This window comes from Pseudomonas sp. TAA207 (assembly GCF_001529285.1).
Classification (GTDB): Bacteria; Pseudomonadota; Gammaproteobacteria; order Pseudomonadales; family Pseudomonadaceae; genus Aquipseudomonas; species Aquipseudomonas weihenstephanensis.
The window spans coordinates 17,911-38,522 of the sequence record NZ_LLWJ01000055.1 but is presented as its reverse complement, the minus strand read 5'-3'; the positions used below and the strand labels follow the sequence as shown (position 1 = coordinate 38,522).

The following is a 20,612-nucleotide window of genomic DNA, read 5'->3' as shown; positions in this document are numbered from 1 at the left end:
CGCTCGACACAGCACTCTCTAAAACCGGGTAATTGCAACCGTGTCTTCGGTACGCGAACCCACTTATATAGAGCGCCCCGCCCTCTGGGTCAATGCAGATTTCGTTCACGCGCACGCCTAACTCCACGCCTGACATTCAACCCATGTTTATTGAACACGAGGACAATGTTACCCGCCTATTGAATTGTTAACTGAGTATTAACTTACCTTTCGAACACTGAATTTAATTTAGCGCATCGTCGTGCGCGCCCGTTGAGAGTTCATCATGAAAACTTCATTTAAATTAGTAGCACTCCTTATATGCACCCTGCCTCTTTTTGCCCACGCCTCCGACGGTGCAGAAGCACTCCAACGTTTTAACGAGCGAAACAGAGCCATGTTTGCTCAACAAGCAAACGCTATTGAAGCGCGTAAACAAAAAGAACTTCAGCGTGCTGAGCGCGAGAAAGAGTCGGTGGCTGCCAGCGCCGTACAGAAGGATCAAAAACCTGCTAATTGAACATTCGCTTTGCCCATTAATGCCCTTCATAAGGATGATCCTGTGCGCGTTCGATTAGTCGCCGTTACTGGAATGATCACCACTGCACTGCTGATCAGTGGTTGCAACAAAAAGCCCGACCCGGCATCGACCAGCCCCGCACCGTCGGTCGAGGTGGCTCGCGTCACCCAACAGGCGGTTAAAACGTGGGACAGCTTCAATGGCCGGGTCAGCGCCACAGACACGGTGTCGATACTCCCCCGTGTAGGCGGCTATATCACCCGGGTGGCTTACCGCGAAGGGAGCGAAGTGAAGAAGGGAGACCTGCTCTTCGTCATTGACCAGCGGCCCTATCGCACCGCATTGGACAGTGCACGGGCACAGCTGGAGCGTGCCCGCGCATCGCTTGCACTCGCCAGCCAGCAAGACCTGCGCGCGCAACAACTGCTCAAGAGCAGTGCTGTTTCCAAAGAGGAGGCGGAGCAGAAACGGGCGGCCCGTGACCAGAGCCTGGCCGATGTGCACACCGCCGAATCGGCTGTCGCCGCTGCCACGCTTAACCTTGAGTTCACTGAAGTGCGCTCCCCTATCAATGGGCGCACCGGCCGCGCGCAGTTGACGCTGGGTAACCTGGCGGTTGCCGATCAATCGGAACTGACCTCTGTGGTCTCGCAAAATCCGGTCTATGTGTATTTCGACCCGGACGAGCACAGTTACCTTAATTATCTGAAGACACTTAAAACCGTTTCAGGCACCTCTGTGCGCATTGGCCTGGCCAATGATGAAACGCTTCCTTATGTGGGCGAACTGAACTTCCTCGACAATCAAGTCAATGCCACCACCGGTACTGTCCGCGCGCGCGCGACGGTCGACAACAGCGAACGCCTGCTCACGCCCGGCCTGTATGCAAAAGTTCAATTATCCGTGGGCGATCCGGCACCGGCGATACTTGTACCGGACCGGGCCATCTTGACCGATCAGGACAAACATTATGTGTATGTTTTAAGTGCCGATAACACGGCGCAAAAACGTTATATCGAAACCGGCCAACTCATCGATAAACAACGCGTCATTACGTCGGGCCTGGAACGCAACAACACGATCATCGTGTCGGGCTTGCACGCACTTCATGCCGATGGAACTGCGGTAACGCCGCAGGTTGCTGCGCCGGGTAACACTGACGTTCAAGTGCCCCGCCTTGTGCAAAACGAACACTAATCGCCAAAGGCTCCTGTTATGGACTTTTCCAAGTTTTTTATCGACAGACCCATCTTTGCGATTGTGTTGTCGATCATTATTTTCGCTGCGGGCTTAGTGGCAATACCCCTGATGCCGGTGGGTGAATACCCCGAAGTGGTGCCCGCCACTGTCGTGGTGAAAGCGACGTATCCGGGTGCCAACCCCAAGGAAATCGCTGAATCGGTCGCGGTCCCTCTTGAAGAGGCGATCAATGGCGTCGAAGACATGATCTACATGAAGTCCGTCGCCAGCTCCAACGGCTCGCTTCAAGTGGTCGTGACCTTCAACGCCAAGGTCGACCCCGACACCGCGGCCGTACGCGTGCAGAACCGGGTCAGCCAGGCCCTGTCGCGCTTACCTGAATCGGTGCGTCAGTACGGGGTGACTACGCAAAAGCAGTCGCCGACACCCTTGATGTTTGTAGACATGTTCTCCGGCAATGATCAGTTCGATGCGCTCTACCTGCGCAATTATCTGCGTTTGCATGTGAAAGACGAGCTGTCGCGCATTCCCGGGATCGGTGATGTCATTTTGTATGGCGCGGGCGACTACGCAATGCGCGTCTGGCTCGACCCCAACAAGCTGGCTGCGCGCGGCATCACTGCGCAGGATGCGATTAGCGCGATCCGCCAGCAGAACGTGCAGGTCTCGGCCGGGCAATTGGGCGCAGAACCTGCGCCGCAGAACAATGAGTTTCTGATCTCGATCAACGTACAGGGGCGACTCAAAACCGAGCAAGAATTTGGCGACATCATCCTCAAGACCGGCAGCGACGGGCAAGTCACGCGCCTGTCGCACGTGGCGCGGGTGCAACTGGACGCCGACGATTACACGCTGCGGGTGTTCCGTGGCAAAAACCCGGAAGTTGCGGTGGGTATTTTCCTCACCCCCGGCGCCAATGCCATCGAGGTGGCCAACGCGGTCTATGCCAAGCTCGATCACCTGTCCAAGGACTTCCCCGAGGGCGTGAGCTACGTCAGCGTCTGGGACCCGACCGTGTTTGTCCGTGAATCGATCAACTCAGTGCAGCACACCTTGCTCGAAGCGATGGTGCTGATTGTGCTGGTGGTGGTGCTGTTCCTGCAGACCTGGCGGGCCTCGATCATTCCGTTGCTTGCGGTGCCGGTGTCTATCGTCGGGACCTTCGCCTTTCTCTACCTGCTGGGTTATTCAATCAATACCTTGACCCTGTTTGGCCTGGTGCTGGCGATTGGCATCGTGGTGGACGACGCCATCGTGGTGGTGGAAAACGTCGAGCGCAATATCGAGCTGGGTTTCACCCCGTTGCACGCAGCGCATCAGGCGATGCGCGAGGTTTCGGGGCCGATCATGGCCATCGGTCTGGTGCTGTGCGCCGTGTTTATCCCGATGGCGTTCATGAGTGGCGTTACGGGGCAGTTCTACAAGCAGTTCGCCGTTACCATCGCGATTTCGACAGTGATTTCGACGATTAACTCACTGACCCTGTCGCCAGCACTGGCGGCCAAACTGCTACGTGCGCATTCCTCGGCGCCTGACCGCCTGACCCGCTGGATGAACGGCGCACTGGGTTGGCTACTGCGCCCGTTCAACCGGTTTTTCAACCGCAGCGCTGAGCGCTATGAGGGCAGCATCGCCCGCCTCCTGCCACGGCGCGGCATGGTGTTCGTGGTGTATGCCGTGTTGCTGGGCGCCACCGGCCTGTTGTTTAACACCCTGCCCAGCGGCTTTATTCCTAATCAGGACAAACTTTACCTGTTCGCAGGCGCCACGCTGCCACCCGGCGCGTCGCTGGCCCGGTCCGAGGCTGTCGCCCGTGAAATGTCGGCGATTGCCTCGACCGTCGAGGGCGTGGACTTTGCCAACTCTTATGTCGGCCTGAATGCGTTGCAGAGCACCACAACGCCCAATCTGGTGACCTCCTACATCCTGCTCAAGCCGTTCTCCGAGCGTTCACGCAGTGCCGAGCAGATCAACGCCGAGCTCAACCGCAAGTTCGCCGCCATCAAGGACGGTGCCGCCTACGCGCTGATGCCCCCGCCGATTCAGGGGTTGGGTAACGGCTCAGGCTACTCGCTGTATTTGACTGACCGCGGCGGGCTGGGTTACGCCGCCTTGCAGCAAGCGCTGACAGCATTTCAGGCGCAAGTGGCGAGCACGCCGGGCATGACATTTCCGGTCAGCTCTTATCAGTCCGACATTCCGCAACTGGAGGTCAAGCTGGACCGCACCAAGGCTCAAGCTCAAGGGGTTGAGCTGACGGCGGTGTTCGATACCTTGCAGACGTATCTGGGTTCGGTTTATGTCAATGACTTCAACCTGCTGGGGCGTGTGTACCGGGTTATTGCACAGGCCGACACGGGCTTCAGGCAGAGCGCTGCGGATATCGGCAACCTGCGGGTGCGCAACGCGCACGGTGAAATGGTGCCGCTCAGCGCGATGGTCGACATTGTTTCAAGCTTCGGCCCCGACCCGGTCATGCGCTACAACGGTTACCCGGCGGCCGACCTGATTGGCGATGCCGATCCACGTGTGCTGTCTTCGGGCCAAGTGCTCAAAATACTTGAAGACATCGCCGCGCGTACGCTGCCCCGCGGGATCGAACTGGAATGGACAGACCTGAGCTACCAACAGGTTACCCAGAGCAATAGCGCAATCATTGTGTTCCCGATTGCCGTGATTCTGGCGTTCCTGGTGCTGGCGGCCCTGTATGAAAGCTGGACGTTGCCATTGGCGGTGATTCTGATCGTGCCCGTGTGCATGTTTGCGGCCTTGAGCGGCGTGTGGCTGGCCGGGGGCGACAACAATGTGTTCGTACAGGTAGGACTGGTGGTGCTCATGGGCCTGGCGTGCAAAAACGCCATTTTGATCGTTGAGTTCGCACGCGAGCTGGAGATGCAAGGCCGCAGCACGCTGCAAGCCGCACTGGAAGCCTGTCGTCTACGCCTGCGCCCAATCGTGATGACCTCGGTCGCCTTTATCGCCGGTGCAGTGCCGCTGCTGATCGGCTCGGGGGCAGGCAGTGAAGTGCGACATGCCACAGGCGTAACCGTGTTTTTCGGGATGCTTGGGGTCACCCTCTTCGGCCTGTTCCTGACGCCGGTGTTCTACGTGGTGTTGAGAAAGCTGGGCGCCACCGTCCCTGACCATCCTTCGAGCCTGTCACCTCATGCCGCGGAGGCCCTGCACCATGATTAAGCTAAAACACTGGCCCCTGCCGCTGCTGGCGGCCATTTTGCAAGGCTGCACCGTCGGGCCGGATTTTCATCGCCCACAAACGCCCGACCTGCCCGCCAGTTTCACCCACGCCGGGAGTCGCAAGGTGGCGCCATTGCATGTGAGCGCTGCTGACGATGAGTTCTGGAAGCGCTTTGCTGATCCACAGCTCAGTTCGCTGGTGAAGGCTGCGCTGACCACCAACCATGACCTGCAAACGGCGCTGGCCAACTACGACGCGGCGAACGCGCTGCTGCGCCTCGCCAGGTTCGATCAGATCCCGACCGTGACAATGTCCGCACAGGCGGGACGCCAGCGCTCAAGCACTGATCAGGCAAATGGCGCTGCCCGCAGCCATGCGGTGTATGGCAACAGCGCTTCGTTGAATTGGGAGCTGGACCTGGTCGGACGGGTACGCCGTTCGGTGGAGTCGCACCGTGCCGAAACACAGGCCAGGGCCAGTGATCTGCACGCCATGCAGGTGGCCGTGGTCAGTCAGGTGGCGTCCACCTACATCGACCTGCGCGCCGCGCAGAAAATGCTCGGCCTGTCCAACGCCAATGCCGACAGCCAACGGCAAACGCTTGAGGTAGTGCAAGGTCGACTGAACGCTGGGCGCGGGTCGAGTTACGAGCTGTCCAGAGCACAGGCGCAGCTCGACATCACTGTGTCGCGCATCCCGCAACTTGAAGCACGCGTGGCGGTAGACAGGCACCGGCTGGCGGTACTTGCAGGGCTGACGCCGACAGCACTGGATGCACGCCTGCAAAAGGACACCGGCATGCCCGCAGTGCCCGATAATCTGGACCCCGGTACGCCCGCCGACCTCCTGCGGCGGCGGCCGGATGTCGCCTCGGCCGAGTATCAGTTGCATGCAGCCACTGCGCGAGTTGGCGTGGCCACGGCCGATCTGTTTCCACGGGTCAGCCTGGGCGCCGCAATCGGCACCTTCGCGTTCAGCGGTGGCGGCCTTTACGCCGCCAGCGGGGAGTCGAATCTGGCGTTGCTGGGCGTTGACTGGTCGTTTCTGGACGTTGGCCGGGTCAAGAGCCGCATTGCGGCCTCCGATGCCGAAGCATCAGCCGGGCTGGCAAGGTATCAACAAACCGTGCTGAAGGCCCTGGAGGACGTCGAGAACGCGCTGGTCCGTTTTGCCAGAAGCAAGGATGAAAATGCTCGACTGGCGAGTGCGGCGAACGAACTGGAAAATGCCGCAACCATTGCCCGCACCAGGTATCAGGCCGGTGCCATTGAGTTATTCGAACTTCTGGATGTTCAGCGTGCGTTATACAGCGCGCAAATCGCGCAAGCCGATAGCCAGGCCAGGAGCACAGCAAGTGCGGTGGATCTGTATGCGTCACTCGCCGGAGGCTGGCCACAGTACGCTGTGCAGCCATCAGGACAGGTGCAATAACCGTGTCATGACCAAAAAGACTTTCCCGGGGGGGCATGCCGCCACCCCGGGACAGGCCCAAACGCAGGTCAACTTCAACATTCGAGGACATCTAAATGAACATTCTCCCGCTCGCGGCCACGCTGTTAGGCAGCGTATTTTTGGCAGCTGCCGCACCTGCCAGTGCTCACAGCCAGACCGAAGTCGTAAAGCCCAACTTTGAACGCCAGATTCCAAACATTCCTGGCAAGTCATTGGTTGCTGTCGAGGTCGAGTACGCCCCGGGGGCTGCTTCGCCCGTGCACACCCATGCGGATTCGGCCTTCATCTACGCCTATGTCGTGTCCGGCGCCATTGAGTCCCAAGTCGATGACGGGGCCAAGCACGTCTTCAAGGCCGGTGAAAGCTGGTTTGAAAACCCCGGCGCGCGCCATACGGTAAGCCGTAATGCCAGCAGCACCGAGCCTGCAAAACTGCTGGCGGTGTTTATCGTCGATTCACACGATAAAGCACTCACCACGCCAGAAGCGTCCACAAAAAACCACGTCAAGCCGTGATACCGGATGGCCCTGTCGCGCTATCTGCGCGTCAGGGCCGCCCGATCAATGCGCAAGCTGACGCGCTGCCGCGCTCACTTGGGCAGCATTTTTCCCGCCTCCAATCGCCCTGAGCCTAATCATCAAGCGCCCACAGCGGATCATTGGCCATCAGCGCCGTGACCCAGTCGGTAAAGGCACGCACCCTGGCGGACAGGTGCCGTGTGTAGGGGTACACAATGGAAATCGGCATACTCGCCATCTGCCATTGCGTCAGGACTTCAACCAGCGCGCCACGTTTGAAATGCGGTACGGCTTCTGCCCTGGGAATAAAAGCCACACCCAGGCCAGCCACCGCCGCAGCGACGGTCGCACTGCCATTGTTGAAAAACATCGACGGTGGATGGTCCAGCACGAAGCGTTCATCGCCACGACACAGCGTCGGCACATAGCGCCGGTCGGTGCCGGGGAACTTGAAGCCCAGATGCTTGTGTTGCACCAGGTCTTCGGGCGCGTTGAGCGCAGGTGCGCCAGCCAGGTAAGCGGGAGAGGCGCAGAAGCAAAAACGCATTTGCCCGACAGGACGACATACGTGGTCCTGGTCCACCACCACACCGCCGCGGATCGCACAGTCGACGCCCTCCTGCGTCAGGTCCGACACGCGCTCACTGCAACCGATGTCCAGATGAATATCCGGGAACCTGGCCGCGAAATCGGGCAGTGCAGGCACCACGAGCAGGGTGCCCACCGGGGAAGGCATTTCGATTCGCACCCGGCCGCGCACGATGTTGCGGCTCTGGGAGACGGAGGCTTCCAGCTCGTCAACATCCTCGATCACTGCCCGGGCCCGGCTGTAGTAGGCCGCGCCCTCCGTGGTGGGCGAAACCCTGCGTGTTGTGCGGTGCAGCAGCTTGATGCCGAGCAGACTTTCCAGCGCCTGCACCTGGCCTGAAAGGGTGGTTTTGGCCAACCCCAAAGACTCAGCAGCGCCACTGAAACTGCCCACTTCAACAATGCGGCAGAACGCTCGCATCGCCTCTAATCGGTCGAGTGCCATTGTACGAAATTCCGTAAGAACAAAACGATTTCAGCCAGTTTATCCGAGAGCATTCAATTCCTACAATGCGCCCATGCCATACACCTGTGGCGATACCTGAAGGAGCATTTCCCATGAGCCAGAAGCGCATTAACTATTACGAAGCAGCCCCTAACGCCATGAAAGCCATGATGGGCCTGGAAAAGGCAGCGTCGCAATCCGTCTTGCCAGCTGCGCTGCGTGAACTGGTGCGCATACGTGCCTCACAAATCAACGGCTGCGCCTACTGCATCGATATGCACACCGCTGATGCGCTGAAGGCGGGTGAAACACCTCGCCGCCTGATGGCCATCAGCGCGTGGAAAGAGACACCCTTCTTCGACGCTCGCGAGCGTGCTGCCTTGCTCTGGACTGAAACACTGACGCTGGTCGCCGACAAACACGCACCAGACGACATTTACCAAGAAGTCGCTGCGCAATTTGACGCCCAGGCGCTTAGCGAGCTGACGTTTGTGATTGCCGCGATCAACGCTTGGAACCGCTTCGGCGTCGGCTTCGCCATGCAGCCGCGATAAGGCCCGCCAGCCAGGTTGCAACTCGTGGGCGCAAGGCTGGTGGTTGATAGCCGTGCGCCTGCCCTGTGATGTTTACCACACCTTGATTTACACCCCATTCAGCACGCGTGGAGCGCCATCATGACACTGCGGTTTATCACGCCATTGGCGATAGTCGCCCTGCTCGCCGGGTGCTCGATACCCACTGCGCCTGTGGCGGTCTCAATGGGCGATCATTCTGCTGGTTCGAGCACAGCGGCAATTATTCCCACTGGCAAACAGGTTTCTGTCGGCGTGCTGTATAGCGCAACCACCGACACCAATCGCGCTTATCTGCGGCATTACCACGCCAATGCAGGCACCGGCTTTGGCCAGAGCCTGCTGGTCCAGTCAATCCACGATGCTTACGTCGCCACGTCAAACCCCGACCTTGCGGTGGACCGGGTAACCACCTCCTTGCAGCGCTACTTTGGCGCTGTGACGGTCTACCCGGATATGCCTAGCCTAAAAGCGGCGAAACCCGATGTGATGGTGGTCGTCGATGCCCGCAGCCAGTTGATGACCTCGCGCAGCTCAGACATTGAGTCAACCGTGAGCACGCTGTTTTACGACCACCACTTCAATTACATCGCCACGGCAACAGGTCACGCTGCAAAGACGCTGCCCCCGATCTGGGCGGGCAACATGCGCAGTGAAGAGATGGTTACCGAGATTACCGAGCAACAGCAGGTACAGCTCATGGCGTTGCATCGATTTGAGCAGTCTTTGCACGAGGTATTGGCACCTTCGAAAGCGACATCTGAGCCGCTGTCGCTTCGGTTGCCTTAACCCCCCGGCGGGGCAAACACTGAGCGGGCATTGCTGGCCGGGCTGAACACAGCCGTCACCACCAACATCGACACAACAGCCACCACCAGTACCCACCAGGCACTGACAAAGCTGCCTGTCAGTTCACGAAGCCAGCCCGTCAGCCAGGGTGATAGCGCATTAACCAGAAACCCCGCCCCTTGCACGAAGCTGGCTAGCTGCCCCGCCTCGCGCGGCTGGCGGCAATGATCGAGGATCAAAATCAGGCTCAAGGCAAAACAGGCACCCAGACCGAAACCGATCAAGGCCACCCACAGGTGCGGCGAATCAAGCGGCCACATCACCAGCCCGACATAACCCAGCGCCTGTGCGCACAGACTGATTGCCAGCAGTGGGCGCCGGTCAATGCTGCGGTGCGCCAGGGCTGGCATCACCAGGGCGGCGATCACCTGAAACACGGTCATGAACGCCAGCAGCGAGCCGCTGCGTGCCGCGCTCCAGCCCATTTGCACAAAATACGCAGGCAGCCAGGCAACCATGCTCATGTAGCCGCAGTTCACCAGGCCGAAGTACAACGCCAACAGCCACGCCCGGCGTGTGTACCAAGGCCGTGTACCGGCCCCGGCGGCCTCAGGCAGTACGCTGGCACCAAGGGGCAGGCGCCACCACATCACCAGTGCCACCAGCGCCGGAATCAGCCAGATTCCCAACCCGCTTTGCCAATGATTGAAATGAAGCGCCACCCGCGGGCTGACCAGTGCCGCCAATCCCCCGCCTGCCATCAGCGAGGCGCTGTACACGCCCAAAGCCAGGGCAATGCGATGCGGGAACTGGCGCTTGATCAGTACCGGAACCAGAACCTGAATCAACGCCACCCCCGCACCTCCCAACAAGGCCGTGGCCAGCAGGCTTGGGGCGTGCGCCCCATAGAAGCGCCACAGGCATGCGCCCAGAATCAGCGTCAGCCCCAAAGCCACACCATAGCGTTCACCCACACGGGCTTGCACGCGCACCCCGAGCAGCGCCACCAGGCCCATGCAAATCACGGGCAGGCTGGTCAACCAGGCGCTGCTTTGAAAGCTCATGCCGGTGTCGGCACGAATGTCCATCAGCAGCGGGCTGACAGAGCTGAGGATCGGGCGCAGATTCAGGCCCAGCACGACCAGCAACGCCCAATGAGCGAACTCGCGAAAAGCGGCTTTATCCGCCTGCATGACGAGCCTGCCAATCGCGATAAATCTGCTCAATGCCCGGTTGCGCCAGATGCCGTACAGGCAACGTTTGCTCGCACACAGGGTGCGCCAATTGCTGATAGATCGCCTCCGTAGACAGCCCGAACGGTGCGCCCTGCTGGTTAGTGGCGCCAAACACCACCCTGGCGACACCACTCAGGTACATCGCGCTCAAGCACATGGGGCAAGGCTGCCCGCTGGCGTAGATCACGCAATCATCCAGACGCGCACCGAGTTGCTGGCTGGCTGCCCGTATGACCAGCAGCTCTGCGTGGGCGGTAGGGTCCTGAGTGACATGAATTGTGTTGGCTGCTTCAGCCAGTATCTGGTCGTGTTTAACCAGCACGGCGCCAAAAGGCCGGCCACCGCCAGACACGTTTTCGGCGGCCAGTTGCACCGCACGTTGCAGGTAATGCTCATCGTTATGCATAACAACTCCAGGTCGCGTATCAGTTTGCGCCAGCCTCGCGCAGCAACTGTGCGGTAACGTGTTGGCCGCGTTTTTGCGCCTGTTGCAACGGGGTCATGCCCTCGTTGTCAGGCAGGTTCAAATCGGCGCCCGCCTCGATCAGTTGGGTGACGATATGCTGGTGCGCGGGGCCGCCATCGGACAGTACAATGGCTTCCATCAGGCAGGTCCACCCCAGGCGGTTGACATGGTTGAGGTCCACGCCCGCTGCAATCAGCAAGCGCACGGTTTCTACATGACCGCGTTCACAGGCCGGGATCAACGCGGTGCCGCCGTAACGGTTGGTACTCTTCAGATCGGCGCCGTGGGCCAGCGCAAACGCTAGGATTTCATTGTGACCCCTTGCGCCAGCCAACAAGTAGGGGCTGTCACGGATCAAGTTTTTCTGGTTAACGTTGGCCCCCGCCTCGATTAAGGCCTGAGCAATCGCGATGTGGTTATCGCGTGTTGCAAGCAACAGCGCACTGCTGCCATCCAGTGACGAGACGTTGACATCTGTACCGTCTGCAATCAGTTGTTGCACTGTGTCCAGCTCACCGTTTTTCACCGCGTCGAGCAGTGTGGTGTCATTTGCCATCACGGCTCCCGTCATCAACCACCCCACCACCCACACTGCGTATTTGCCTGTCAGGGAACCCATGCTCACTCCCTCTTATCAATTTCATGAAAAGCCAGTATGGTCACCGCTCCAGGCATTCTGAAATTAAATATAAACATGCCTTTCAGTGGCTTTGTGAATGGCGGTAACGATGTTTGATCCCTTGCTCTTGCGCAGTTTTGTCGCTGTCGTGGATTGCGCTAATTTCACCCGGGCGGCTCAACGCCTGCATCTCACCCAATCCACGGTCAGCCAGCAAATACGACGTTTGGAAGACAGCCTGGGCTGCAAGCTGCTCGACCGCGAACAACGCCGGGTGATGGCCACCCCCGAAGGCGAGCGCCTGCTGGTCTACGCGCGCCGCATTCTGGCCCTGCACGAAGAAGCCCGAGAGGTGCTTGTGGATGTAAAAAGTGAGGGGGTGCTACGCCTGGGTGTACCTGAAGACTTTGCGGCCGAACGCCTGATGCCGATCCTTTCGCGCTTCGGCCGCGAGCACCCCGGTGTCCGCCTTGAAGTCACCAGCGGCTTGGGGCCGGAGCTGATGCGGCTCTATCGTCAGGGCGAGTTTGACTTGCTACTGGTCAAGCAGATGGGGCAAGACGCGGACTGCCTGGCCTCCTGGCCGGAACGCATGTGCTGGGTAGACAGCCGCTCAACCCCTGCCTTGGCGCGTGATCCCTTGCCACTGGTTGTGTTTCCGGTCGGTGGTTTGTATCGCAATGAAATGCTGCATCACTTGGAGATGGGCGGATGGCGCTGGCGCATCAACTACTCAAGTGCCAGCCTGGCCAGTGTCTGTGCAGCGGTGGCTGCGGGGCTGGGCATCAGTTTGCTGCCCGAGCGGGTCATCCGGGCAGACCATCAGGTACTCGAAGCGAGCTGTGGCCTGCCTGATATTCAAGGGGTATTTCTGGCGCTCTACGGCCTTAACGGACTCAGCCACGCGGGCAATCTGTTGAAGCACCAACTGATAGACCTGTGCCAAGCACTCGCTCAACCCCAATCAGCCTGAACATTTTTTGGCCGCTGGCGATATCGCGCCTGAGGGTGAGGCTCCAAAAAACAGGCCGTGCGATGTAAACCCACCGCACGGCCTTGTTTATAACGCCCGCACGCCGTGACAAAACTGCCGGATCGCGATACAGGCAGTTTTTAACGATGCATCATCCACCGCGTACGCAATGCGTATGTAACCCGCCAGACCGAAGGCGCTGCCCGGTACAACGGCCACGCGCGCCTCATCGAGCAGTGCCTGCACGACATCCTCGTCACTGTTGAGCACTCGCCCGCCAGCCGAGCGCTTGCCCAGTAGCGCGGCGCAATCGGCAAAGGCATAGAACGCCCCTTGCGGCACGGCGCAGCGCAGGCCCGGCGTGTCGTTGAGCAGGCCCACCATCAAGTCGCGGCGCCGTTCAAACACCTGACGACTCTCATCGAGAAAGTCCTTCGGCCCACGCAGAGCGGCCACCGCTGCATGCTGAGAAATCGAGCAGGCCCCCGAGGTCTGCTGGCCCTGGAGTTTTTCCATCGCCTCCAGCAACCAGCGCGGCCCGGTGGCAAAGCCAATGCGCCAGCCGGTCATGGCGTAGGCTTTGGACACCCCGTTCATGGTCAGGGTGCGTTCAGCCAAACGGGGTTCGACCTGAGCCAGGGTGTAAAAACGCCGACCGTCGAAGATCAGGTGCTCGTAGATGTCATCCGCGAGAATCAGCACCTGGGGGTGCTCCAGCAGCACCTGGGCCAGAGCGTGCAACTCCTCACGGCTATAAACCGCGCCAGTCGGATTTGACGGTGAGTTGAGGATCAGCCAGCGCGTATGCGGGCCGATGGCTTCGCGTAATGCATCTGCGGTCAGCTTAAAACTGTGCTCCGCGCCGCAGGGGACGATGCGCGAGCGGGCGCCGCAAAGCTGCACGATCTCTGGATAGCTGACCCAGTAAGGCGCGGGAATGATCACCTCATCGGCTTCATTGAGGGTGGCGGCCAGCGCATTGAAAATCACTTGCTTACCCCCGCTGCTGACGTGAATGTCTTGCCAGTTCACTGACAGGCCATTTTCGTCGCGAAACTTTTCAGCCACCGCCTCGCGCAGGCTGCGCAGCCCCGCGACTTGGGTATAGCGGGTGTGCCCGGACTCTATTGCTGCAATAGCGGCCTCGCGGATATGCCGCGGGGTGTCAAAGTCGGGCTCTCCGGCGCACAACGAGAGAATGCTGACACCTTGCTTGCGGCGTTCGGCGACACGATCCATGACGCGATAAGTGGCTGAGGGCTGAGCCGCCGCAAGGTGGCGATTAAGCGTTTGAACGTCGCGTTTCACTGAGCCTCCTCCTGGCGCTTGAGGCCCATTAATTCGACCGTGGTATGGCCTTCGCGCAGGGCCGCCATGAGCCTTGCCTCTTTGTCGAAACGCGCAAGGCCGGCCGTGAGGGTGCGCGCGACTTCGCCCTGGGGAATGATCACGATGCCGTCGTCGTCGGCGACCACCCAATCACCTTCCGCCACGTGTGCCCCATTGAAGGCCATAGGCTGGCCCACCGAAGGCGCAGTGGCCTTGATCGTGCCCTTCACCGACACACCGCGTGCAAACACCGGAAAACCCAGCGTTTCGATGGCCTGGATATCGCGTACTCCGCCATCAATGACCAGGCCGACGAGACCCGCAGCCTGCGCGGCTACCGTGAGCACATCGCCCCAATAACCGGCGATGAAGTTGCCGGTACTGACCACCAGCACGCTGCCTTTTGGTGCCCGCTCCAATGCCAGATGCAGCGCCAGGTTGTCGCCCGGCGAACACTCCAGCGGGTAGGCCGGGGCCGCAATAAAGGCGCCACGCCAGATCGGGCGGATGGCCGGGTCCACAGCTGTCGGCAAGCCACAGGCTTCATACAGGGTAGAGCTGCCAAGCACTTTGGCGCGTGCGGCGACTGTCTGACTGTCATAAACGCTCATTGCAGCTTCCTCTGCAGGCCGTGATAACCGAGCAAAGCCCGGGCTTCTTTCAGGGTTTTACCGTTGGCGATGTGATCGCGGATCTGCGTTTCTATGCGCTCAATTTGATGGGCATACTCAGCCACCTCGCGGGCACGCTGACGCGGGACCACCACCACACCGTTGGCATCGGCAACCACGATGTCGCGCGCACAGCAACGGGCACCGCCCATGCTGACAGGCTGGTTCACCGCCACCACTTCAACGCGGTCTTTGCCGGTGCGCATAAAACGCCCCCGGGTGAACAGCGGATACTCTTCGACAAGGGCCATGTTCACATCACGGCACACGCCGTCGATCACGGTGCCCGCAATGCCGCGCGCCAGGGCGTATTGAGTCATGATGTCGCCCCATACGGTGCAGTCCGTGCGCCCGTTGTTAGCGATCAGCACCACGTCGCCGGGTGCCACTTCATCAAGAAAGTCACCCACGGTGCCGGGCGGGGTGCTCGCGCTGACGTACTGCACGGTGAAGGCCGGACCCACGATGACCGTCGGGTAATTGGCCAGAGGTGCGATCGCCAGGCACTGCCCGGCCACTCCCAGTTTGTCCAGCGCATCGGAAACAGCCGGCGTGTCCAGCCCCTCAAACAGGGCGACCAGTGTGTTGTCTTCCAGATTCATCAGGCAGGCTCCTCTTCCAGGCGTTGAAACTGACTGTCGTGCATCACGCTCTCAACCGAGCATCCAGCGCGCACAGCTTCGACCATCCGCGCCTGACGGCGGTCGAGGCGCTCGGCCAAATCAAGAACGTTGGCGATGGCTGCGGCGGCAACGAAAACTGTGCCGCACTCATCCGCGATGACGTAATCGCCCTCATCGACCCTGACCCCGGCCATGCTCACCGCACCGCCAGCCGCCACTTGGACCACGCGATTACGCGCGCTGATCATGGTCACGCCCCGTCCGTACACCGGGTAACCGATGGCCTCACTCCCTTGGATGTCGCGACTGAAACCGTCAAGCACCGAGCCGCGGATACCCTTCTGTTGCGCGGCATTGGCGAGGATATCGCCCCAGCATGAGATGCCTTCCACGCCCCCGGCAATAACCAGCACTCGGTCGTCGCTATCGACACCCGCCACCACTGGCGTGATCAGATGCACAGTGGGTGCCGTGTCCCGTTTAGGTGCCAATTGCACAGTGCTGGCACGGCCGATGATTTTCGGACAGTTCCACAAAGGCCGCAGACCGAGGGTAGCCCCCTCCATGCCGAGAAAATCCAGGGCGTCGGACACTGTGTTGGTGTCCAGCGCGGACAAGCGAAGAAGCAAGGAGCAAGCATTCATGGGAAGCGGACCTTGTGAAGTGAAGGCCCGAGTATCGACAGGCAACTTCCATAGGTATATTCCTATTCAACTACAGCTTTCATACGCCCAACCTATGGAATACACATGATCAATTTTCGCCTGATCCGGCACCTGTGGCTGTTCCTTGCCGTGGCCGAAGAACAGAGTTTTAGCCGGGCGGCCAAGCGCCTGGGGATGTCGCAACCGCCTTTGAGCGAGCAGATCCAGATCCTTGAGCATGCGCTGAAGGTCAAGCTGTTCGAGCGCTCGCGTCAGGGCGCCCAGTTGACACCCGCCGGGGCGGCCATCCTGCCCGCAGTGCGCAAATTCGCTGAGCAACTGGAACGGCTCGAACTGGCGGTACTGGAAGCGGTGTCCGGCCAGGCCGGTGTACTGACCATCGGGGCTATTACCCACGCCATGACCGATGTACTGCCACCGCTGATCGAGCGCTTCAAGGCCGAGCATCCGCATATCACCGTGGCTGTGCGTGAGATCGACAGTGCCCACGCCATTCCTGCGCTGGAGTGCGGCGACATTGATCTGGCCTTCGCCCGCCTTGAGGGCAACCTGGGTAAAAATTTGCGTTGCCTGCCCCTCACTGAAGACCGCCTCGCCGTTGCCATGCCCCGCGACCATCCGCTCGCGGCGCGCTCACGCCTGACCCTGGCCAGTCTGGTGGACGAGCCACTGGTGATGTCGTCGCGTCAAGTCAGCCCAAACTACTTCGATTACCTGATCGGCGTGTGCAAATCCAATGGCCTGTCGCCCAGGGTGCTGCACGAAGTACGCTCCGTGACGTCGCAAATCGCTTTTGTCAGTTGCGGCCAAGGGGTGGCGCTGGTGCCTGCATCCATGAAGAAGCTGGCGCCGGACAACGTGATACTCAAGACCCTGACGCCCAACATCAGCGTGGTCACAGCGGCAGCGGTCTGGAATGGCGCTCGGGCCAACCCCTGGGTGGATGCGCTGGTGGCGTTGTTGGCGGCGGATGCGAAGTAGCGGGAGGGAGTGCGTCATCAATCCATAGGCCCAGCCTATGGATTGATGACGGGATTAGGAATTTACACAGGCAGGCGCCTCTCCCAGAGTAGGCCAATCGCCCACCTCAGGAGTCACACTCGTGTCCACGCAACCCGCATTCAGCCACACCCGCGTGCCGCTCAACATCGACGGTATCAGCCTTGACGTGGCGGCGTTGTATCGAGACGGCGACAAGCTGCCCATCGTCTTCCTGCACGGCTTCGGCTCGACCAAGGAGGACTATGCCGACATCGTGCGCTATGCCGCATTCAACGGGCATCCGTTCCTCGCCTACGATGCGCCGGGGTGTGGGGAAAGCACCTGCTCAGACCTTTCTCGCATCGATATTGCCTTGCTGGTGAAGACGGCACGGGCGCTGCTGGAGCACTTCGCCATCCAGCGCTTTCACCTGGTCGGTCATTCCATGGGGGGCCTGACATCGCTGATGCTTGCCCATCAGCACCCCGAGCGGGTGCTCAGCTTTGCCAATATCGAAGGCAATATTGATCCGCAAGACTGCTTTCTCAGCCGCCAGATCCACGATTACGCCGATGAAGACGCCGAGCACTTCTTCGATGACTTTATTGAGCGTGCCCGACAGGCTCCGGCCTACGCCAGCGCGCTGTATGCCGCCAGCCTGCGGCACAAAGTACGTGCAGGTGCCGTGCGCAGCATTTTTGAGTCGATGGTGGCGCTGTCGGATCATGGCGAGCTGATGAGCAAGTTTCTCGCCCTGCCATGTCCGCGCCTGTACATGTACGGCGAGCAGAACGCTTCGCTGACCTATCTGGCCTCTCTCCAGAGCCAGGGTGTGCATCTGGCCCAGATCCAAAACTGTGGGCACTTCCCCATGTACTCCAACCCGAGCGCGATGTGGGAACACATTGGCCACCTGCAACGTCGTCAACCTTGCGAGTGAAAGAGGGTGTCGCCAGAGCGTTTGCGTAAAAGGACTCGCCCTGTTGAAGGCAAAACCTGTAACACAGTTAACCGGCGCCTGCGTGCATTAGCTGTTACAACAGCGCAAAAAACACTGCACCGGTAACCCTGCTCATGGCCCAGAAGTCCCCCTCCCATTCATCGAACGCGTGGTACTGGATCGGCAAGCTGACGCCGCCACAGGTCTTGCCCTCGTCGGTTTCCCGCGAAGCCTTGTTGGCGTCGATGAAAGAGAAAGCGTGTGTGCCACTGACACTGTTAACGGCGCCGGCGGGCTACGGCAAAACCACGCTGCTGATGCAATGGCACGAGGTTTTGCGCCAACAGACTCCCGAGACGGCAGTGGCCTGGCTGTCACTGGATGAGGCCGATGGCGAACCGAACCGCTTTCTTGCCTACCTGATTCTGGCCCTTGACCATGCGGGTATTGAACTGGCGCACTTGCCTCATCTGGCCGCGTCGCAGGCACTGGATGTTCAGCCGCAACGCACCCTGCATGCGTTGCGCCAGGCACTTGCCCGCGAGAACCGCGCAATCACCCTGTTTCTGGATGACTATCACCTCGCTGCCAGCCCTGAGGTGGCCGATATTCTGGGCCAGTTGCTAGAGCAAGCAGCTCCGTGGCTGCGCTGGGTGGTCGCCAGCCGCACACGCCCGCACTGGCCGCTGTCACGCTGGAAAGCCAAGGGCTGGGTACACGAAGTCAGTGCCCGGCAATTGATCCTGTCCCTTGAGGAGGCACGTTGCATACTCGGCAACGCGCTAGACGCCAATGCCCTGCTTCAAGTCCACGCGGCCACCGAAGGCTGGGCTGTGGCGGTGCAACTGGCTCGCCTGTGGCGCACCAGCAACGAAGGGGGCGTGTATGGCCTGGCTGCCTTTTCCGGTGGCGTGGCTGATGTCGCCCACTACCTCACAACACACATTTTCAACAGCCTGAGCGAGGACTGCCAAACACTGCTGCTACAGACCTCACTGTTAGAACGCTTTAACGCTGATCTGGCCGATGCCGTCAGCGGACGGCATGACAGCGCTGATCACTTGAGACAACTGGCCCACCTCGAAACCCTGCTCATTCCTCTGGATGCAGAGCGCCAATGGTTCCGCTATCACGCGTTACTGCGAGACTTCTTGCGCCTGCGCGTTGACAGCCAACAAGCATGCGCCATTCATCGTGCCGCCGCACACTGGCTGGCCCAGCAGAGGGATTGGAGTCAAGCCGTGCACCATGCGCTCAAGGCCAAGGACACAGCGTTGGCAGTGAATCTGGTCGTCCGCGCTGGTGGGTGGGAACTGGTGCTACACCACGGTATTCGCTACGCGCAAAGCCTGCTGCGCCAGTTCGATGCTGTCACCTGTAACAGCCATCCCGATCTTTTGCTGCTACAAGCCTATCTGCACGCCAAGCTGGGCGATCACCCGCTGTCTTCGCAGCTGCTACAACGTGCCAGCCGTGCGCTGGACGCAGACCCGCGACTGCTGCGCGACTACCACGTCATTCAAACGCTGTCGGCGGCCTATCAGGATCATCTGGAGCACCTGGATAGCGCCCCTCCAATCTTGCACAACAGCCCCTGCGCCCTCGATCAAACGCTCGCGCAAGCCACGCTGGAGTGCGTGTATGCGCTGGCGGCATTGGCCCGGGGCGAGCTGGCGTCTAGCCTGAACAGCATCCGCAACGCGCACGTCAAAATGCGAATGATTGCCAGCCCACGCGGCGAGAATTATTGCCGCATCCACGAAGCTCAAGCGCTGGCCCTGTCAGGACAAATTGACAGCGCCGACCCTCTACTGGAAGAAGCGCTCACCTTTGCCGACGCCCACTTCGGCCAGGAGAGTTCTTTGCGTGCACTGGTCGGTTGCGTCAAGGCCCGGCATTTGTATTGGCAAGGGGAATGGATGCAGACCCGGCCTTGGCTTGAGGACGGCTGGGCCGCGCTGGAGCATGCCGACGGTTGGCTGGATATCGTCGCGATGACGGCCGAAGTAGGATGGCGAACCCGATTGCGCAGCCACGGGCTGCATGCCGCCTTGCTGGCGCTGGATCATGTCGCGCAACTGGCCGATGTCCGCCAATGGCCACGACTCAATCGCATGGTCCAGGCCTGGCGTATCGATGCACTGGTACAAGGCGGGCAACTGCCAGCCGCACGCCAGGCCTTGCAACAGATTGATCTGGAAGGCACCGCCAGCGAGGGCCAGGATTGGCGCAGTCAGGAAGCCGCCCTGCTGGCGTTGGCCCGGGTGCAGTTACACAGCGGCTCATCGGGTTGCGCATTGATACGCTTGCAACACGCCGCCACCGTGATGGAGGGTAAGTCGCTGCTGTTACCCGCCTGGCGCTTGAGACTCATGGCCCTGGCCGCCAGCAGCAAGGCCGGGACGCTCGAATCGGCAGACGTAGCACAGACACTGGCTCCGATACTGCAACATGCTCTGCCAGGGCTGCTTCTGGAGGTCGGACCCTGTCTGCTCCCGGCATTGAATGCCCACCCGGAACCGACGTCGATGCTCGTCGCGGTGATCAAAAAATTGCGCGGCTGGCGGGCGCACCCAATGCCATCACCGACGGCGTTGAGCGCAAAGGAAATCCAGGTCCTGGGCCTGCTCGCTAGCGGCCAATCCAATAAAGCCATCGCCCTGGCACTGGATATCTCCGAAAACACGGTGAAGTTTCACCTCAAGCATGTGTTTGCCAAGCTGGGCGTGGATAACCGCACCGCAGCTGTCAGCGCTGCCCTGCGCCAAGGGCATCTCGCGCCCCTGCTCTGAACCACCAACCTACCCATCCGGGTAGAGACGATTGCCGTTGCCCTGTCGCCTACCCCTCC

At 60.3% G+C, this 20,612-nt stretch carries 19 protein-coding genes; 11 read left to right on the top strand and 8 right to left on the bottom strand.

Annotated features, from left to right (window positions below):
- Positions 1–265 precede the first annotated feature (265 nt).
- The 5 genes from AP059_RS22325 to AP059_RS04535 all read left to right on the top strand — a co-directional run bounded on the left by AP059_RS22325 (position 266) and on the right by AP059_RS04535 (position 6,862).
- Entirely contained in the window at positions 266–499 is a 234-nt protein-coding gene (locus tag AP059_RS22325; RefSeq protein ID WP_082706744.1) for a hypothetical protein, read from the top strand.
- Between the two features lie 42 nt (positions 500–541).
- Positions 542–1,696: an efflux RND transporter periplasmic adaptor subunit gene (locus AP059_RS04550; protein ID WP_120752314.1), complete on the top strand. Its 1,155-nt coding sequence runs from the start codon at positions 542–544 to the stop codon at positions 1,694–1,696.
- Between the two features lie 18 nt (positions 1,697–1,714).
- Entirely contained in the window at positions 1,715–4,894 is a 3,180-nt protein-coding gene (locus AP059_RS04545) for an efflux RND transporter permease subunit (RefSeq protein WP_059762081.1), read from the top strand.
- Positions 4,887–6,326, top strand: a complete 1,440-nt coding sequence (locus AP059_RS04540; protein ID WP_059762080.1) for an efflux transporter outer membrane subunit — start codon at positions 4,887–4,889, stop codon at positions 6,324–6,326. The genes AP059_RS04545 and AP059_RS04540 overlap by 8 nt, the downstream gene beginning before the upstream one ends.
- A gap of 95 nt (positions 6,327–6,421) precedes the next feature.
- On the top strand, positions 6,422–6,862 hold the full coding sequence (locus tag AP059_RS04535; RefSeq protein ID WP_059762079.1) for a cupin domain-containing protein: 441 nt from the start codon (positions 6,422–6,424) through the stop codon (positions 6,860–6,862).
- 115 nt (positions 6,863–6,977) lie between these two features.
- Here AP059_RS04535 and AP059_RS04530 read toward each other — a convergent pair whose 3' ends face one another.
- Positions 6,978–7,898 (bottom strand): LysR family transcriptional regulator, encoded by a 921-nt coding sequence (locus AP059_RS04530; protein WP_059762078.1) that lies wholly within the window; start codon positions 7,896–7,898, stop codon positions 6,978–6,980.
- A gap of 113 nt (positions 7,899–8,011) precedes the next feature.
- Between AP059_RS04530 and AP059_RS04525 the strand changes: the two genes are divergently transcribed.
- Both AP059_RS04525 and AP059_RS04520 read left to right on the top strand, forming a co-directional pair.
- The gene (locus AP059_RS04525; protein WP_059762077.1) at positions 8,012–8,452 is read left to right on the top strand and encodes a carboxymuconolactone decarboxylase family protein; all 441 of its coding nucleotides are present in this window, start codon (positions 8,012–8,014) and stop codon (positions 8,450–8,452) included.
- 120 nt (positions 8,453–8,572) lie between these two features.
- Positions 8,573–9,259, top strand: coding sequence for a hypothetical protein (locus tag AP059_RS04520; RefSeq protein ID WP_059762076.1), 687 nt, complete (start codon positions 8,573–8,575; stop codon positions 9,257–9,259).
- Here AP059_RS04520 and AP059_RS04515 read toward each other — a convergent pair.
- Genes AP059_RS04515 through AP059_RS04505 form a run of 3 tightly spaced genes read right to left on the bottom strand, consistent with a single transcriptional unit; the run spans position 9,256 to position 11,579 of the window.
- A complete protein-coding gene (locus AP059_RS04515; RefSeq protein ID WP_059762075.1) occupies positions 9,256–10,452 on the bottom strand; it encodes a CynX/NimT family MFS transporter in 1,197 nt (398 codons plus the stop codon). The genes AP059_RS04520 and AP059_RS04515 overlap by 4 nt on opposite strands.
- Complete coding sequence (locus AP059_RS04510) at positions 10,439–10,900, bottom strand: nucleoside deaminase (RefSeq protein ID WP_059762074.1); 462 nt, start codon at positions 10,898–10,900, stop codon at positions 10,439–10,441. Before AP059_RS04510 ends, AP059_RS04515 begins: the two co-directional genes overlap by 14 nt.
- A 19-nt stretch (positions 10,901–10,919) precedes the next feature.
- Positions 10,920–11,579, bottom strand: coding sequence for an ankyrin repeat domain-containing protein (locus AP059_RS04505; protein WP_059762073.1), 660 nt, complete (start codon positions 11,577–11,579; stop codon positions 10,920–10,922).
- A 109-nt stretch (positions 11,580–11,688) separates the two neighbouring features.
- On the opposite strand from AP059_RS04505, the gene AP059_RS04500 reads away from it, so the two are divergent.
- The gene (locus AP059_RS04500) at positions 11,689–12,552 is read left to right on the top strand and encodes a LysR family transcriptional regulator (protein ID WP_059762072.1); all 864 of its coding nucleotides are present in this window, start codon (positions 11,689–11,691) and stop codon (positions 12,550–12,552) included.
- 87 nt (positions 12,553–12,639) lie between these two features.
- Here AP059_RS04500 and AP059_RS04495 read toward each other — a convergent pair whose 3' ends face one another.
- From AP059_RS04495 to AP059_RS04480, 4 genes are read right to left on the bottom strand one after another with little or no spacing between them, the layout of a single operon-like run.
- Positions 12,640–13,860 (bottom strand): pyridoxal phosphate-dependent aminotransferase, encoded by a 1,221-nt coding sequence (locus AP059_RS04495; protein ID WP_059762071.1) that lies wholly within the window; start codon positions 13,858–13,860, stop codon positions 12,640–12,642.
- Positions 13,857–14,492: an RraA family protein gene (locus AP059_RS04490; protein WP_059762070.1), complete on the bottom strand. Its 636-nt coding sequence runs from the start codon at positions 14,490–14,492 to the stop codon at positions 13,857–13,859. The genes AP059_RS04495 and AP059_RS04490 overlap by 4 nt, the downstream gene beginning before the upstream one ends.
- Positions 14,489–15,154 carry an RraA family protein gene (locus AP059_RS04485; RefSeq protein ID WP_059762069.1) on the bottom strand — a complete coding sequence of 222 codons (666 nt, stop codon included), beginning with the start codon at positions 15,152–15,154 and terminating at the stop codon, positions 14,489–14,491. Before AP059_RS04485 ends, AP059_RS04490 begins: the two co-directional genes overlap by 4 nt.
- Positions 15,154–15,819: an RraA family protein gene (locus AP059_RS04480; RefSeq protein ID WP_059762068.1), complete on the bottom strand. Its 666-nt coding sequence runs from the start codon at positions 15,817–15,819 to the stop codon at positions 15,154–15,156. The genes AP059_RS04485 and AP059_RS04480 overlap by 1 nt, the downstream gene beginning before the upstream one ends.
- A 105-nt stretch (positions 15,820–15,924) precedes the next feature.
- Here AP059_RS04480 and AP059_RS04475 point away from each other — a divergent pair, with 105 nt between their 5' ends.
- The 3 genes from AP059_RS04475 to AP059_RS04465 all read left to right on the top strand — a co-directional run bounded on the left by AP059_RS04475 (position 15,925) and on the right by AP059_RS04465 (position 20,553).
- Positions 15,925–16,821, top strand: coding sequence for a LysR substrate-binding domain-containing protein (locus tag AP059_RS04475; protein WP_059762067.1), 897 nt, complete (start codon positions 15,925–15,927; stop codon positions 16,819–16,821).
- Positions 16,822–16,942: 121 nt separating this feature from the next.
- A complete protein-coding gene (locus AP059_RS04470) occupies positions 16,943–17,761 on the top strand; it encodes an alpha/beta fold hydrolase (RefSeq protein WP_059762066.1) in 819 nt (272 codons plus the stop codon).
- Positions 17,762–17,895: 134 nt separating this feature from the next.
- Positions 17,896–20,553: a LuxR C-terminal-related transcriptional regulator gene (locus tag AP059_RS04465; protein WP_256209709.1), complete on the top strand. Its 2,658-nt coding sequence runs from the start codon at positions 17,896–17,898 to the stop codon at positions 20,551–20,553.
- Positions 20,554–20,612 lie beyond the last annotated feature (59 nt).

What these genes read in the sequence shown, in the direction of transcription:
- AP059_RS04510 (WP_059762074.1), bottom strand. Translation starts at nt 10,900, where the DNA reads ATGCATAACGATGAGCATTACCTGCAACGTGCGGTGCAACTGGCCGCC.
- AP059_RS04520 (WP_059762076.1), top strand. Translation starts at nt 8,573, where the DNA reads ATGACACTGCGGTTTATCACGCCATTGGCGATAGTCGCCCTGCTCGCC.
- AP059_RS04505 (WP_059762073.1), bottom strand. Translation starts at nt 11,579, where the DNA reads ATGGGTTCCCTGACAGGCAAATACGCAGTGTGGGTGGTGGGGTGGTTG.
- AP059_RS04480 (WP_059762068.1), bottom strand. Translation starts at nt 15,819, where the DNA reads ATGAATGCTTGCTCCTTGCTTCTTCGCTTGTCCGCGCTGGACACCAAC.
- AP059_RS04465 (WP_256209709.1), top strand. Translation starts at nt 17,896, where the DNA reads ATGGCCCAGAAGTCCCCCTCCCATTCATCGAACGCGTGGTACTGGATC.
- AP059_RS04485 (WP_059762069.1), bottom strand. Translation starts at nt 15,154, where the DNA reads ATGAATCTGGAAGACAACACACTGGTCGCCCTGTTTGAGGGGCTGGAC.
- AP059_RS04545 (WP_059762081.1), top strand. Translation starts at nt 1,715, where the DNA reads ATGGACTTTTCCAAGTTTTTTATCGACAGACCCATCTTTGCGATTGTG.
- AP059_RS04475 (WP_059762067.1), top strand. Translation starts at nt 15,925, where the DNA reads ATGATCAATTTTCGCCTGATCCGGCACCTGTGGCTGTTCCTTGCCGTG.
- AP059_RS04500 (WP_059762072.1), top strand. Translation starts at nt 11,689, where the DNA reads ATGTTTGATCCCTTGCTCTTGCGCAGTTTTGTCGCTGTCGTGGATTGC.
- AP059_RS04525 (WP_059762077.1), top strand. Translation starts at nt 8,012, where the DNA reads ATGAGCCAGAAGCGCATTAACTATTACGAAGCAGCCCCTAACGCCATG.
- AP059_RS04530 (WP_059762078.1), bottom strand. Translation starts at nt 7,898, where the DNA reads ATGGCACTCGACCGATTAGAGGCGATGCGAGCGTTCTGCCGCATTGTT.
- AP059_RS04515 (WP_059762075.1), bottom strand. Translation starts at nt 10,452, where the DNA reads ATGCAGGCGGATAAAGCCGCTTTTCGCGAGTTCGCTCATTGGGCGTTG.
- AP059_RS04490 (WP_059762070.1), bottom strand. Translation starts at nt 14,492, where the DNA reads ATGAGCGTTTATGACAGTCAGACAGTCGCCGCACGCGCCAAAGTGCTT.
- AP059_RS04540 (WP_059762080.1), top strand. Translation starts at nt 4,887, where the DNA reads ATGATTAAGCTAAAACACTGGCCCCTGCCGCTGCTGGCGGCCATTTTG.
- AP059_RS04535 (WP_059762079.1), top strand. Translation starts at nt 6,422, where the DNA reads ATGAACATTCTCCCGCTCGCGGCCACGCTGTTAGGCAGCGTATTTTTG.
- AP059_RS22325 (WP_082706744.1), top strand. Translation starts at nt 266, where the DNA reads ATGAAAACTTCATTTAAATTAGTAGCACTCCTTATATGCACCCTGCCT.